The organism is Verrucomicrobiia bacterium (assembly GCA_019634625.1).
Lineage (GTDB): Bacteria > Verrucomicrobiota > Verrucomicrobiia > Limisphaerales > CAIMTB01 > CAIMTB01.
The window spans coordinates 15,822-28,709 of record JAHCBA010000043.1; the positions used below are offsets into that span (position 1 = coordinate 15,822).

The window sequence follows — 12,888 nt, forward strand, 5'->3', positions numbered from 1 at the left end:
TCAGCCGCCCGGCTCAACCCCCAGCAGCCAGGCAAAGTTGATCCCATTGAACAGCGCATGGCTCAGGATCGGTACCGTCAGATCCCCCGTCCGCTCATACATCCAGGTCCAGAACAGACCCAGCACCCAAAGCGGCAGAATCGCCGCCGCATTCAGGTGGATCAGCGCAAACAAGAGCGATACCCCCATCGCCCCAGCCACCCGCCACCCCCGGTCCCGCACCACCGGCCACAGTATCCCCCGGAACAACACCTCCTCCACCACCGGCGCCGTCACCACCGCAAACAAAAACAACACCCCGATCTCCCATCCCGCCCCCGCCCCCGCCCGCCGCACAGCCTCCACCGACGCCTGGGAATCGTAAGGAATCGATGCCCACTCCAGCAGCCAGATGCTCCCCTGGTGAATCCCCCAAGCCCCAACAAGGGCCGGCACGGTCCAGAACATCGCCGCCCTCCATCGCCCCGGCCAGCCCGCCCGAAACAACCCAAACGCCCCCCGCCACCGAAGCCCGTGCGCCCGCACGATCCCGTGCACCACGCAAAGAGCCACCCCATGGAACAGCCCCGTTCCCACCGCCAGCAACCACGCAGGTCGCGGCACCTCGGTCACCCCAACCCCTCGGGCCAACCCCTCCATCGCCAGTCCGCTCAACGCCATGCCCACCGGCAACAGCAGCAGAAAGCGCAGGGTCGAGTCGGATTCCCACAAACGCACGGACGACACCCGCTCAGGCTATCGGCCCCGAAGCGCCCCGAAAAGCCGCGTCTCCACGCCTCCATCCCCTTTTTATCCACTTGAACTTCAACTCCAAGCGGCACTATCGCATTGACACCGGGAGGCAGATTTTTAGATTGCCCCCCGCTGGATCACGAATCGACTATCTAGGAACACCGCTATGAATTCTTTTCTCTCGATGGGTGGGATCGTTGCGCGCCTGACGGTGGGCGCCGCACTTGTGGGCATGGCCGCAGTCGCGTCAGTGGCGCAAGCGTCCGTGGAGAAGGGCTCGGCCAAGGTGGTCGCCGTCTATGGCTCGGTGGAAGTCTCCGTGGACGGCTCGACGTGGACCTCCGCCCAACGCGGCGAAACCCTCCGCGAAGGCGCCCGAATCCGCACCGCCGACGCTGCGGCCCTCGACCTCGACCTCGGTCGCAATGGTTCCCTCCTCCGCATCCTCCAGGACTCCAGTGTCGCCTTGACGGCTCTCTCCTATCAGCAAACGGGGGTCGAGACCATCGTCAATACCCAGATCGACCTCGAAGCCGGTCGCGTCGCCGGTCACGTCCGCAAGCTCTCCGCCGCTTCCAAGTACGAAATCAGAACCCCCAAGGTGCTCGCCGCCGTGCGTGGCACCCGCTATGAAGTCTCCTCCGAAGGAGATGTGGTCGTCGCCGAAGGTTCCGTGGTCGTGGTCTCCTACCAGGAAGACGGCACCCTCCTCACCCGCGTGGTGAATGGCGCCGAGGCTTTCAGCCCCGTCTCCGGCAACGTGGACGTCGCCTCCGACCAGGCTCTGGCCGACATCGGCGGATCCGCCTCCTCCGTTCCGGGCATCGTCGCCCTCCCGGGCCTTCAAGGGAAGCTGTTCGATGACGGCACCTCGGTGGATCGCGTGCTCCTCCCCGTGGCCGTTCATGTCTCCCGCAGTCAGCCGTCCGACGCTGGCTACTCCACGGGCGGCGAATAGTGCATCGCTGGGGCGGGAACGAAGCGCTGCTCGCACGGGCCCGTACCGGGCCGGACGCTTCAAAGCCCCCGCCCTCCCACTCGGCTCTCCATGCAACCCGGGGTGAATGAACCCCGGGTTTTCCTTTGGTGGGAACAACACCCGGCATCAGACCCACCGCCGTTCGCAACCGCTTCCAAGGCCACGAATGCCCGCCATGCGCATCGCCGTCTGTCCCGGCAGCTTCGATCCCATCACCAATGGGCACTTGGACGTCATCCAACGCGCCTCTCGCCTCTTCGATCGCGTGGTGGTGGCCATCGCCGCCAGTGAAGCCAAGGGACCCCTGTTCACCCTGCCCGAACGGATCGAACTGGTCCGCCAGTCCGTCAACCACCTCCCCAACGTGGACGCCGAAGACTTCTCCGGGTTGCTGGTGGAGTACGTCGCCCGCCGCGGTGCCCATGTCATCATCCGTGGCCTGCGGGCCGTCTCCGACTTCGAGTTCGAGTTCCAACTCGCCCTGATGAACCGAAAACTCAACGAGTCGGTCGAAACCCTCTTCATGATGCCCCGCGAATCCTACACCTTTCTGAGCTCGCGCCTGGTGAAGGAAATCGCCAGACTCGGAGGCGATGTGACCGAGTTCGTCCCGCCGCCCGTCCTGACGGCGTTGCGGAACCGGCTAACCTCCAACCCCCTATGAGGTGTTATGGCCATCCTCCTCTCCCTTGCCGCCCTCCGTCAGGGCGCCGTTCAGTTGTCGGGCGAAATCTCCCCGGAGACCTTGGGGTTCGAAACCTTGGATCCCTGCGTGGAATCCCATCGCCCCTTCCAATACGACCTGCGCGCCGAATTGCTGGGCTCTGAAATCCTGCTCGAAGGACGCCTGGAAACCCTGCTCGACTGCCAGTGCGTGCGCTGCCTCGAACCCTTCGAGTGGCGCCTCCTCGTGGAACCTTGGACAGCCCTCCTGCCGTTGGAAGGCGAAGACGCCCCGCCCATGATCAATGAGTCGGTGGACTTGACGCCCCAGATTCGTGAGGATAGCCTCCTCGCCCTTCCGCAGCACCCTGTGTGCCGGCCGGAGTGCCGGGGGATCGCAGGGCAAGCAGGGCTCGATCCGAATCACAGCTCCGCGGAAGGCCCACCCGGGAAGTCCGCCCCGGCCCGTACCCCCGGTACGGCCGTGTCGGCCCATTCGGCGTGGAGTGCACTCGATACCTTGAAACTGGATTGAAGATTTTATGGGAGTTCCCAAGCGCAAACCGTCCCGCAGCCGCCAACGCATGCGGCGGGCCTACAACAGCGTCCTGCGCCTGCCGCAGTTGAGCACCTGTCCCCAATGCAGCGCCCCCTACGTGCCTCACCGGGTCTGCCCCGCCTGTGGCTACTACAAGGGTCGCCAGGTCATCACCGTCCAGGCTTTCGCCTGATCCCAGTCCAGCTCAGGGCGCGGACGCCAACCGGGTGATCCGCGCCTTTTGTTTATGCGCCTGGCGGTGGACGTGATGGGCGGTGATCACGGCGCTGGCGTCGTGGTCGCCGGCGCCGTCGCCGCCCTTGACCCATCACCCGCTCCCGCCCCCGCATCCTCTGCCTCCGCATCCTCCGCCTCCGCGTCCCCTGCCTCCATCCGCGAACTCATCCTCGTCGGCAACGAGGCCGAGATTCGCCGCCACCCCATCGCTCCTGAACACCTCGCCCGCGTCCGAATCCTGCACGCCTCCGAGGTGGTCACCATGGACGATGGACCCCGCGATGTCCTCCGTCGCAAGAAGGACTCGTCCATGGTCCGTGCCATCGAACTCGTCTCCCGTGGCGAGGCCGACGCCGTCCTCTCCTGCGGCAACACCGGTTGCCTCCTCGCCGCCTCCACCATCCGCCTGCGCCGGCTCCCGGGCATCGACCGTCCCGGCATCGCCACCGTCATCCCCACCCCCGAAAACGAATTCGTCCTCCTCGACGCCGGCGCCAACGTCGAGTCCAAACCCATCCACCTCGCCCATTACGCCATCATGGGCTCGGTCTATTCCTCCCAGGTCCTCGGCTACAAGCACCCGCGCGTCGGCCTCCTCTGCAACGGAACCGAGGAAACCAAAGGCAACGAACTCACCCAGGATGCCTACCGCCTCTGCCGCCAGCTCAACCTCAACTTCGTCGGCAACGTGGAAGGCCACGACCTCTTCGCCGGCCGCGTGGATGTGGTGATCTGCGACGGCTTCGTGGGGAACATCACCCTCAAGACCGCCGAAAGCCTCGCCAAAGGCATGTTCCGCCTCCTCAAACGCGAACTCATGGCCAGCCCCTGGCGGCGCCTGGGCGCCTGGATCGCACGCGGCGCCTTCCGTTCCATTCGCAACCGCATGGACCCCGATATGTACGGCAGCGCCCCCCTCCTCGGCCTCAATGGCGTGGTCTTCAAAGCCCATGCCTCCGCCACCGAACGCGCCGTCCGCAACGGCATCCGGCTCGCTGCCCAGGCCTTCCAGCACCACCTCAACGACCGCATCGCTGCCGGCATCGCCGACGCGGCCCGCCGCCTCGGTGCGGACCCCCTCGCCTCCGCCCCCTCCTCGGCCCCCGAATGACCGAACTGCCCAACGCCTCGTTCCGCAACCCCCGGGCCCGACACGGCTTCAGGGCCCGAACCTGTTCGATCACCGGCGTCGGCTCCTACCTCCCCGAACGCATCCTCACCAACGCCGACCTGTCCGCCATGGTGGAGACCTCGGACGAATGGATCACCACCCGTACCGGCATCCGGGAGCGCCGCCTCGCCGCCCCCAACGAGGCCACCTCTGACCTCGCCTCCCAGGCCGCGCTCCGCGCCATGGAGTCCGCCGGCGTTCAACCCGCCGAAATCGACCTCATCATCGTCGCCACCATCACCCCGGACATGCTCTTCCCCTCGGTGGCCTGCCTCGTGCAACAAAAGATAGGGGCCCACCGCGCCGCCGCCTTCGACATCGAAGCCGCCTGCTCCGGCTTCATCTACGCCCTCGAAGTGGGACAGCAGTTCATCATGTCCCACACCTACGAAACCGTGCTGGTCATCGGCGCGGAGAAACTCTCCTCCATCATCGACTGGACCGACCGCAATACCTGCGTCCTCTTCGGCGACGGCGCCGGAGCGGTGGTGCTCCAAAACCGGCCCCGCTCCCACGGACTCCTCACCGCCTGCATGGGCTCGGATGGCTCCAAAGCCGATCTCCTCAACATGCCCGCCGGCGGCAGCCGCATCCCCGCCACCCACGACTCCGTGTCGGCCCGCCTCCATTTCCTCCGGATGGATGGCAGGGAAACCTTCAAGAACGCGGTCCTGGCCATGACCACCGCCGCTGCCGAGGCCCTTCAACGATGCGATCTCACCGTCGATCGCATCGCCTGCATCATCCCCCACCAGGCCAACATGCGCATCATCCGGGCCGTCACCCAGCGCCTCGGCGCCTCCCCGGACCGCGTCTTCATCAACGTGGACCGTTACGGCAACACCTCCGCCGCCTCCGTTGCCATCGCCCTCGACGAGGCCGTGCGCCAGGGCCGGATCCAGCGCGGCGACCTCCTCCTGCTCCTCGTCTTCGGCGCCGGCCTCACCTGGGGCGCTGCCATCATCGAGTGGTAGCTCGAGGGGTGGCCGCCCCCACCCCGGAGCACCTTCCTTCCGTCGCTCCGAGGAAACGAGTTCCGCGACTCTGCCCTCCCATGGATGGATCCTCCTGACCCTGCACCCATCGGCTCGCCATCCCCCATTCACCGGCCCGGCTTTCAACGGAGGTACTTGAGCAGCACAAACCCGCCGATCAGCAGGATCGTGAAGACGATCGCCACCAGATCGAAATAGCGCTCCAGCAACGCCTTGATCGTCGGCCCGCACAGACGCAGCAACCCCGCCACCGCAAAGAAACGCAGCGGCCGCCCGATCACCGACGCCAGCACGAACTGCCCGAACGAAAACTCGAACACCCCCGACGCGATCGTGAACACCTTGTACGGGATCGGCGTCACCGCCGCTGCCAGATTCCCCCAAAAGCCGTAGGCGTCGTACCAGGCCTTGATCTTCGCCATCACCACCTCCCCGCGGTAGAACTCCACGATCGGTCGCCCGATCGCCTCGTACCCCCAATACCCAATCCCGTACCCCGCCATCCCCCCCAGCACCGACCCCGCCGAACAGATCAGCGCAAACCGCCACCACCGCGTCACACTCCCCACACACAACGCAATCAACAGCACATCCGGCGGTACCGGAAAAAACGACGACTCCACAAACGCAATCGAGAACAACGCCCACGCCCCTCCCGGACGGTCCGCCCACGACACCGTCCAGTCGTACAACCGACGCAGCGGCTTCAATCGCACCGGGGCTGAGGCGGGGGCCGGGGTGGGGGCGGAGACCAGACTCATGGGCGCAGAGTGGACCGGATGCGACGGCGCACCGTCAAGATGTCGAAGTTCATGCGTCCGCCAGCCCGCAACCATTCGGAAGGACCCGCTTCGTCACCTGGAATGCCCCGACAGGGCTTATGCCCAGTGCATCCCGGAGTTGTCGGTAGAGGTGCGAACTCCGCCAAGCGGCGCTTCGGAGGGCCGAGGTCCACGAGGCCGCAACGGTGTGGAGCGTTGGGTTGAGGACTCGCGGAGCTCGTCCCTCCGGTTCGCTGGCTCGGTACCGACAACTTGGGGATGCACCGGCTTATGCCGCCGCCAACCCTTCTCCTTTGACACCCTTGCCCGCCGCAGGTTGGACTACCCCCAATACGGTGCCCGGTCTCAGTGTCCGCGATCGCCGCGACCGCCCCGGCGCCGTCCGTCCCGTGCCATGAAGATGCCCATCCCAGTCCAAACCCTTGTCTTCACAGCCGCCCTCGGCAGCCTGTTTGCCGCCTCCGCCCTCGCCCAACCGGCCATCCCCGACGCCTACAGGATCAACGGCTTCGCCATCGGCTGCCAGGCCTACACCTTCAACCGCTTCACCGCCTTCGAGGCGATCGAGAAGACCGCCCAGGCCGGCGGGCGCGTCATCGAGTTCTATCCCGGTCAACGCCTCAGCCGCGAAGACGGTGACCTTCGCGTGGATCACAACTCCCCCGAACTCGACACCGTCATCGCCAGGCTGCAGGCCAAGCTCAAACAGCACGACATCCTGGCAGTCAACTACGGTGTCGTCGGCATCCCGAAGGAGGAGGCGCCGGCCCGCAAGGTCTTCGAATTCGCCAAACGCATGGGCATGATCGCGGTCACCACCGAGTCCGCCGAATCCATCAACACCCTCGAAAAGCTCGCCCGCGAATTCGATCTCGGAGTCGCCTTCCACAACCATCCCGGCGATTTCTCCAATCCCAACTACAAAGTCTGGAGCCCCCACTACATCGCCGGACTGGTCGAAGGTCGCGATGCCCGGCTCGGTGCCTGCGCCGATACCGGCCACTGGATGCGCTCCGGTATCAAACCCGTGGAGGCCCTCCGCGTCCTGCGGGGACGCATCATCAGCGCCCACCTCAAGGACCTCAATGAGTTCGGCGTGCGCCGGGCCCACGACGTGCCGTTCGGACAGGGCCAGGCGGACATGAAGGCTGTCCTCGATGAACTCAAGGCCCAGGGCTTCCAGGGCAACCTCTCGATCGAGTACGAACACAACTGGGACAACAGCCTTCCCGAGGTCACCCAGTGCGTGGACTTCATCAAGGCCTACGGGCGCTGACCCGCGTCCGGACCCGGGAACTGGCCCTCCTGGGAGTCCTGCTCATCCTTCCCATCCTGGCCCTGGCTCAATGGCCCCAGGCGGCCCGTTGGGTGGCAGCCTGGGGCGCCCTTGTGGGACTCCTCACCTGGACCCTCTACGCCCTCGACAAGCGACAGGCGGGAATCGGAGGCCGCCGCATCTCCGAACGGACCCTGCACGGCTGCGAACTCGCCGGCGGCTGGCCCGCTGCCTTCCTCGCCCAACGCCATTTCCGCCACAAGTCCGCCAAGGGCCGCTATCGCCTCGTCTTCTGGGGCATCGTCCTCCTTCACCAAGCCATCGCCGCCGCCGCCCTCCGCGGCTTTCCCAGCCCCGGCTGACTCATCCCTTTCCATCCAACCCAGCGCATCGACAGAAACGCCACGCCCACCCATTGTCCTCTCCGCGCTTCGCCCGCTGGCCTTGGCCCGGTTCCTCGGTCCGCGTCCTGCGGCGCAACACCCGAGGCTCTCTCATGCGGCTCGTCATTGCCATCACCGGCGCCAGTGGTGCGCTCTACGCCCAGCGGCTTCTCGACGCCCTGGACCCCGCCATCCACGACGTGCATGTGGTCCTCAGCCGATACGCCCCCGTGGTGCTCCAGGAGGAACTCCCCGACGGTCTCCGCCTCGCCCCAGGCGTCGTTCAGCACAACCTCCGCAGCATGAACGCCCCGTTCGCCAGCGGCTCGAACGCCTTCGACGCCATGGTGGTGATCCCCTGCAGCATGGGAACCCTCGGCCGCATCGCCCACGGCCTCAGCGATGACCTGCTGCTCCGGGCCGCCGACGTCATGCTCAAGGAACGGCGTCGCCTGATCCTCGTCCCGCGCGAAACCCCCCTCAACCTCATCCACGTCCGCAACTTCGAACTCCTGATCCAGGCCGGCGCCACCATCCTGCCCGCCAACCCCTCCTTCTACAGCCGGCCCACCACCCTCGAAGCCCTCGCCGACACCGTCGTCGCCCGGGTCCTTGACCATCTCGGACTGCCCCACCAACTCGCCCCCCGCTGGCGCGAGGAATCCGAGTAATCCACCCGCCTCCGCCCCTTCAGCCCCTCCCGGTTCCATGTTACGCGACATCCAGAAATGGTTCTCGTTCGTCAAGTTCAGCCACACCGTCTTCGCCCTCCCGTTCGCCCTCGCCGCCATGGCCGTGGCGGCCCGCGACAACCGCGGCTGGCCCGGCCTCCGCCTCTTCCTCCTCATCCTCGCCGCCATGGTCGCCGGCCGGACCTGCGCCATGGCCTTCAATCGAATCGTCGATCGCAAATTCGACGCCCTCAACCCCCGCACCGCCGGTCGTCACCTCCCCGCAGGAACCGTCTCCCTTCCCGGTGCCATCACCCTCTGGGCCCTCAGCGGCGCCGCGCTCGTCCTCGTAAGCTGGGCCATCAACCCCCTCTGCTTCGCCCTCTCGCCCTTCGCCCTGCTCGTCATCTGCCTCTACTCCCTCACCAAACGCTTCACCGACTTCACCCACATCTACCTCGGCGTCGCCCTCGCCCTTGCCCCGGTCGGCGCCTGGCTTGCCGTCCGGGGAACCGCCGTCACCTGGATCGAAGGCCTCCAGATGACCCTCCTCGCCCTCGCCGTGGTGTTCTGGTTGATCGGCTTCGATCTCATCTATGCCCTCCAGGACTACGACTTCGACCGCCGCCACGGTCTCGGTTCCCTCGTCGTCCGCTGGGGCCCCAAAAATGCCGTCATGGCCGCCTTCCTCGCCCATGTCGTCATGATCCTCCTCCTCGCCCTCTTCGGCGTATTCTGCCGGTTCCGGCTCCCTTACTGGGTCGGGCTTGGCCTCATCAGCGGCTGCCTCATCCTCGAGCACTTCATCGCACGACGCCGCAGCCTCGACTGGATCCATGTGGCCTTCTTCCGCATGAACGCCCTGGTCAGCACCATCTTCCTCGTCGTCACTGTCGCCGAAGTCGTCTTCCCCTTCTTCCGACCCCAGCGGTTGTAAAGCCGTGTTTCCGCCCGTGTTGGGTCTTGTCGGTTTCGTGGATCCTGCGTCCCCATAGCCCGCCTCGCGGAACCCGCCCCCTCCCCGCGCGGGTACATGCCCCTCAACGACCATGACGGGCCCATCTCCATGGTGTCGTTGCCCCTTCCGACAACTCGCCAATGCGCCCCGGGGTCTCCCCCACGCTTGCGCCGCATCCCCGACTCCGATATCACCTCTCCACACTCCCAACCCCGCGCCCTCGGCTCGACGACACCCAGGATGCACGGCACCCCGTAGCGCAATGCCCCAAGGCATCCCCCGGTCATTCGCCATCCGTCCGCCCGGATCCGCGTCGCGACACCTCCCTCCCCCCTACTCCCGTCCATGAGCTCCTCCACTCCGATCCCGGGAGCGCCGCCCCCCGGGTACGACGGCCCCCGCCGCTGCCTCATCTTCCCCGGCGGCGGCATGCGGACGGCCTACCAGGCGGGTGCCGCACGAGCCCTCATCGAGTCGGGCCTGGTGTTCACCCACATGGATGGAACCTCCGGAGGCGGCATCAACCTGGCCATGCTCCTCTCCGGACTCACGCCCGCCGAAATGGCCGCCCGCTGGAGCAGTCTCCCGATCCGCGACTTTGTCTCCTTCCTCCCCCTGACGGATTACCTCAAATCCCCCCAATGGCCCGCGCTCGGTTCCCACCGCGGCGTGGTGGAAAAGGTCTTCCCTCACCTCGGAATCAACCTCGACCAGGTCCGCCGCGCCCAAGGGGTCGAAGCCGTCTTCAATGTCCTCAACTTCTCCCGCAAGACGGTGAAGACCCTCCCGTCGCGGGATCTCACCCTCGAAATGCTCCTGGCCGGCATGTCCCTTCCCATCGCCATGCCCGCCATCGAGCACGACGGGGAATGGTACTGCGATCCGGCGTTCATCCGGGATGCCAATCCCCTCGATGCGATCCGCCGCGGCGCCGGGGAACTCTGGATCCTCTGGGTCATCGGCAACACTCCCGAATACCGCAACGGCGCCTTCCACCAGTACGTGCACATGCTCGAAACGGCGGCCAATGGCTCCCTCTTTTCCGACCTCGATCGCATCGCCGAATGGAACGAACGCATCGCCCGCGGCGAAACCGTGTGGGGTCATACCCGCCCCATCCGGGTCCATGTCATCCGCCCCCCCCGCGCTCTTCCCCTCGATTCCGACCTCTACCTCGGCCGTACCGACACTGCCACCCTCGTGGAGCAGGGTTACCGCGACGCCAAACAGTATATGAACACCATGGATCCCCAGGGCACCCCCCTCACCCCCGACGCCACCCGTATGCCCGCCGAACAGCTGGGCTACACCTTCCGCGAAATGATGCAGGGCCCCTTCGCCATGGGCCCCACCGAACCCGAGGCCGGCGCCGCCGAAGGTTCGCGTCTCCGCACCCAGTTCACCATGCGCGCCACCATCACCATCCATGATCTCGACCGCTTTCTGAACACCCCCGAACACCCGGGTGACCTCGTCGGCACCATCGACTTCCCCCCCCTCGGCACCGCCCTCCCCTCCACCCGCGGTGTCTTCAATCTCTTCCTGCCCGGCAACGACCCATCCCTCAAACTCATGGTGTACGAACTCGGCTTCGAAAGCGGCGGCCAGCCCTACTACATGGCCGGTAAGAAACTCGTCCGCCAGCACAGCGTCCTCGACCTCTGGAAGGACACCACCACCCTCTACACCCGGCTCCACCAGGGCACCGACCCCTCCGGCCCCGTCGTCGGGGCCGGCATCCTCAGCCTCTCCCTCCCCGAACTCCTCAAGATGATCCCCACCATGCGCGCCACCAACGCCCGCTCACCCAAGGAAGGCCTCGAAGCCGCCGCCCGCTTCGGCAGGTTCTTCCTCGGCGAACTCTGGGAAACCTACGTGAAAAAGGGCTCCTGATTCCCCACCCCGCTCCCATGGACTACGACGCCATCATCATCGGCAGCGGCTTCGGCGGCGCCATCGGCGCCTGCCGCCTCGCCGAGGCCGGCTACAAGGTCCTCATCCTCGAACGCGGCCGGCGCTGGGACAAAAAGGACTACCCCCGCTCCCCCGGCGACGCCTGGTTCTGGGATCACAAGGCCCCCGAACGCCACAACGGATGGATCGACTTCCGCATCTTCCCCAACATGAGCGTCGCCCAGGGCGCCGCCGTCGGCGGCGGTTCCCTCATCTACGCCAACATCTCCTGCGAGGCCCCCGCCTCCGCCTTCCAGTCCGGCTGGCCGCCCGAACTGACCTTCGCCGAACTCAAACCCCACTACGACCGCGTGGCGTCCTTCATGAACGTCCAGAAGGTCCCCCCCAATCAGTGGTCCCGCCGCATGCTCCTCATGCGCGAGGCCGCCGAGCGCCTCGGCCAGGGACACCGCTTCACCCCGCTCGAACTCGCCGTGTCCTTCGACCCCGATTACTCCTACAACCTGCCCGACCCCCACAGCCTCGCCCACAGCAAACCCTTCGTGAACGCCCAGGGCGTCCAGCAGGGCACCTGCGTCCACATCGGCAATTGCGACATCGGCTGCGATGTCCTCGCCAAAAACACCCTCGACCTGAATTACATCCCCTGGGCCGAAAAACACGGCGCCGAGGTCCGCGATCTCCACCTCGTCTCCAACCTCGAACCCGTCCCCGGCGGCTACCGCGTCTCCTTCGACCGCATCGCCAGCCGCCAGCGCATCCCCGGCAGTGCCACCGCCCGGATCGTCTGGATCGCCGCCGGCTCCCTCGGCTCCACCGAACTCCTCCTCCGCTGCCGCGAGGAAACCCGCTCCCTCCCCAACGTCAGCCCTTTCCTCGGCCGCAACTGGAGCAGCAACGGCGATTTCCTCACCCCCGCCTTCTACCGCGACCGCGACATCTCCCCGTCCCGCGGCCCCACCATCGGCTGTGCCATCGACTTCCTCGACGGTTCCCGCGACGGCCAGTCGTTCTGGATCGAGGACGGCGGCTTTCCCAACCTCCTCGCCGACCTCCTCCGCCGGGCCGACACCGCCGGCAGCCTCAACCCCAAACTCCAGTTGATCGTGTCCGGCATCCGCCACCTCCTCCGCGATGTCGAACCCTTCCGCAATGTCATGCCCTGGTTCGCCCAGGGCGTGGACGCCGCCAACGGGGTGCTCTCCCTGAAACGGCCCCTGCTGGGCAGGACCACCGATCTCCACCTGGCCTGGGACATCCGGAAATCCCGCGAGGTCATCGACGCCATCGTCTCCACCCACCTCCAACTCTCCAACGCCACCGGCGGCAACGCCGTCATCCCCCCCACCTGGACCTTCCTCCAGGACCTCGTCACCCCCCATCCCCTCGGCGGCTGCAACATGGGCTCCTCCCCCGCCGACGGCGTGGTGGACCACACCGGCGAGGTCTTCGGTCATCCCAATCTCTTCGTCTGCGACGGCGCCATCATCCCCCGCGCCCTCGGCGTCAATCCCTCCCGCACCATCGGCGCCCTCGCCGAACGCACCGCCGCCCTCCTCGCCGCCGCCTCCCGCTGAACCCATCCCTCA

The 12,888-nt window shown here is 66.5% G+C and carries 14 protein-coding genes; 12 read left to right on the forward strand and 2 right to left on the reverse strand.

Annotation, left to right across the window (positions count from 1 at the left end):
• A complete protein-coding gene (locus KF833_19995) occupies positions 1-726 on the reverse strand; it encodes a CPBP family intramembrane metalloprotease (protein MBX3747596.1) in 726 nt (241 codons plus the stop codon).
• Positions 727-898: 172 nt separating this feature from the next.
• Between KF833_19995 and KF833_20000 the strand changes: the two genes are divergently transcribed.
• From KF833_20000 to KF833_20025, 6 genes are all read left to right on the forward strand, one after another.
• Positions 899-1,690: a FecR domain-containing protein gene (locus KF833_20000; GenBank protein ID MBX3747597.1), complete on the forward strand. Its 792-nt coding sequence runs from the start codon at positions 899-901 to the stop codon at positions 1,688-1,690.
• Between the two features lie 196 nt (positions 1,691-1,886).
• Positions 1,887-2,375, forward strand: a complete 489-nt coding sequence (gene coaD / locus KF833_20005) for a pantetheine-phosphate adenylyltransferase (GenBank protein ID MBX3747598.1) — start codon at positions 1,887-1,889, stop codon at positions 2,373-2,375.
• A 6-nt stretch (positions 2,376-2,381) separates the two neighbouring features.
• On the forward strand, positions 2,382-2,909 hold the full coding sequence (locus tag KF833_20010; GenBank protein ID MBX3747599.1) for a DUF177 domain-containing protein: 528 nt from the start codon (positions 2,382-2,384) through the stop codon (positions 2,907-2,909).
• 7 nt (positions 2,910-2,916) lie between these two features.
• Positions 2,917-3,105: a 50S ribosomal protein L32 gene (gene rpmF / locus KF833_20015; protein MBX3747600.1), complete on the forward strand. Its 189-nt coding sequence runs from the start codon at positions 2,917-2,919 to the stop codon at positions 3,103-3,105.
• Between the two features lie 54 nt (positions 3,106-3,159).
• Positions 3,160-4,260 carry a phosphate acyltransferase PlsX gene (gene plsX, locus KF833_20020; protein ID MBX3747601.1) on the forward strand — a complete coding sequence of 367 codons (1,101 nt, stop codon included), beginning with the start codon at positions 3,160-3,162 and terminating at the stop codon, positions 4,258-4,260.
• Positions 4,257-5,294, forward strand: coding sequence for a ketoacyl-ACP synthase III (locus KF833_20025; protein ID MBX3747602.1), 1,038 nt, complete (start codon positions 4,257-4,259; stop codon positions 5,292-5,294). The genes plsX and KF833_20025 overlap by 4 nt, the downstream gene beginning before the upstream one ends.
• A gap of 143 nt (positions 5,295-5,437) precedes the next feature.
• On the opposite strand, the gene KF833_20030 is transcribed toward KF833_20025, so the two are convergent.
• Positions 5,438-6,076, reverse strand: a complete 639-nt coding sequence (locus tag KF833_20030) for a DedA family protein (GenBank protein MBX3747603.1) — start codon at positions 6,074-6,076, stop codon at positions 5,438-5,440.
• Positions 6,077-6,497: 421 nt separating this feature from the next.
• Here KF833_20030 and KF833_20035 point away from each other — a divergent pair, with 421 nt between their 5' ends.
• From KF833_20035 to KF833_20060, 6 genes are all read left to right on the forward strand, one after another.
• Entirely contained in the window at positions 6,498-7,373 is an 876-nt protein-coding gene (locus KF833_20035) for a sugar phosphate isomerase/epimerase (protein ID MBX3747604.1), read from the forward strand.
• Positions 7,310-7,735, forward strand: coding sequence for a DUF1294 domain-containing protein (locus tag KF833_20040; GenBank protein ID MBX3747605.1), 426 nt, complete (start codon positions 7,310-7,312; stop codon positions 7,733-7,735). Before KF833_20035 ends, KF833_20040 begins: the two co-directional genes overlap by 64 nt.
• Before the next feature lie 134 nt (positions 7,736-7,869).
• Positions 7,870-8,427 (forward strand): UbiX family flavin prenyltransferase, encoded by a 558-nt coding sequence (locus KF833_20045; GenBank protein ID MBX3747606.1) that lies wholly within the window; start codon positions 7,870-7,872, stop codon positions 8,425-8,427.
• 37 nt (positions 8,428-8,464) lie between these two features.
• Entirely contained in the window at positions 8,465-9,364 is a 900-nt protein-coding gene (ubiA, locus tag KF833_20050) for a putative 4-hydroxybenzoate polyprenyltransferase (protein MBX3747607.1), read from the forward strand.
• Positions 9,365-9,730: 366 nt separating this feature from the next.
• Positions 9,731-11,278 (forward strand): patatin-like phospholipase family protein, encoded by a 1,548-nt coding sequence (locus tag KF833_20055; protein MBX3747608.1) that lies wholly within the window; start codon positions 9,731-9,733, stop codon positions 11,276-11,278.
• Between the two features lie 17 nt (positions 11,279-11,295).
• Positions 11,296-12,876, forward strand: a complete 1,581-nt coding sequence (locus KF833_20060; protein ID MBX3747609.1) for a GMC family oxidoreductase — start codon at positions 11,296-11,298, stop codon at positions 12,874-12,876.
• The last annotated feature ends 12 nt before the right edge of the window (positions 12,877-12,888 follow it).

Coding starts and splice junctions, on each gene's coding strand:
- KF833_20000 (MBX3747597.1), top strand. CDS start 899: ATGAATTCTTTTCTCTCGATGGGTGGGATCGTTGCGCGCCTGACGGTG.
- coaD (MBX3747598.1), top strand. CDS start 1,887: ATGCGCATCGCCGTCTGTCCCGGCAGCTTCGATCCCATCACCAATGGG.
- KF833_20010 (MBX3747599.1), top strand. CDS start 2,382: ATGGCCATCCTCCTCTCCCTTGCCGCCCTCCGTCAGGGCGCCGTTCAG.
- rpmF (MBX3747600.1), top strand. CDS start 2,917: ATGGGAGTTCCCAAGCGCAAACCGTCCCGCAGCCGCCAACGCATGCGG.
- plsX (MBX3747601.1), top strand. CDS start 3,160: ATGCGCCTGGCGGTGGACGTGATGGGCGGTGATCACGGCGCTGGCGTC.
- KF833_20025 (MBX3747602.1), top strand. CDS start 4,257: ATGACCGAACTGCCCAACGCCTCGTTCCGCAACCCCCGGGCCCGACAC.
- KF833_20030 (MBX3747603.1), bottom strand. CDS start 6,076: ATGAGTCTGGTCTCCGCCCCCACCCCGGCCCCCGCCTCAGCCCCGGTG.
- KF833_20035 (MBX3747604.1), top strand. CDS start 6,498: ATGCCCATCCCAGTCCAAACCCTTGTCTTCACAGCCGCCCTCGGCAGC.
- KF833_20045 (MBX3747606.1), top strand. CDS start 7,870: ATGCGGCTCGTCATTGCCATCACCGGCGCCAGTGGTGCGCTCTACGCC.
- ubiA (MBX3747607.1), top strand. CDS start 8,465: ATGTTACGCGACATCCAGAAATGGTTCTCGTTCGTCAAGTTCAGCCAC.
- KF833_20055 (MBX3747608.1), top strand. CDS start 9,731: ATGAGCTCCTCCACTCCGATCCCGGGAGCGCCGCCCCCCGGGTACGAC.
- KF833_20060 (MBX3747609.1), top strand. CDS start 11,296: ATGGACTACGACGCCATCATCATCGGCAGCGGCTTCGGCGGCGCCATC.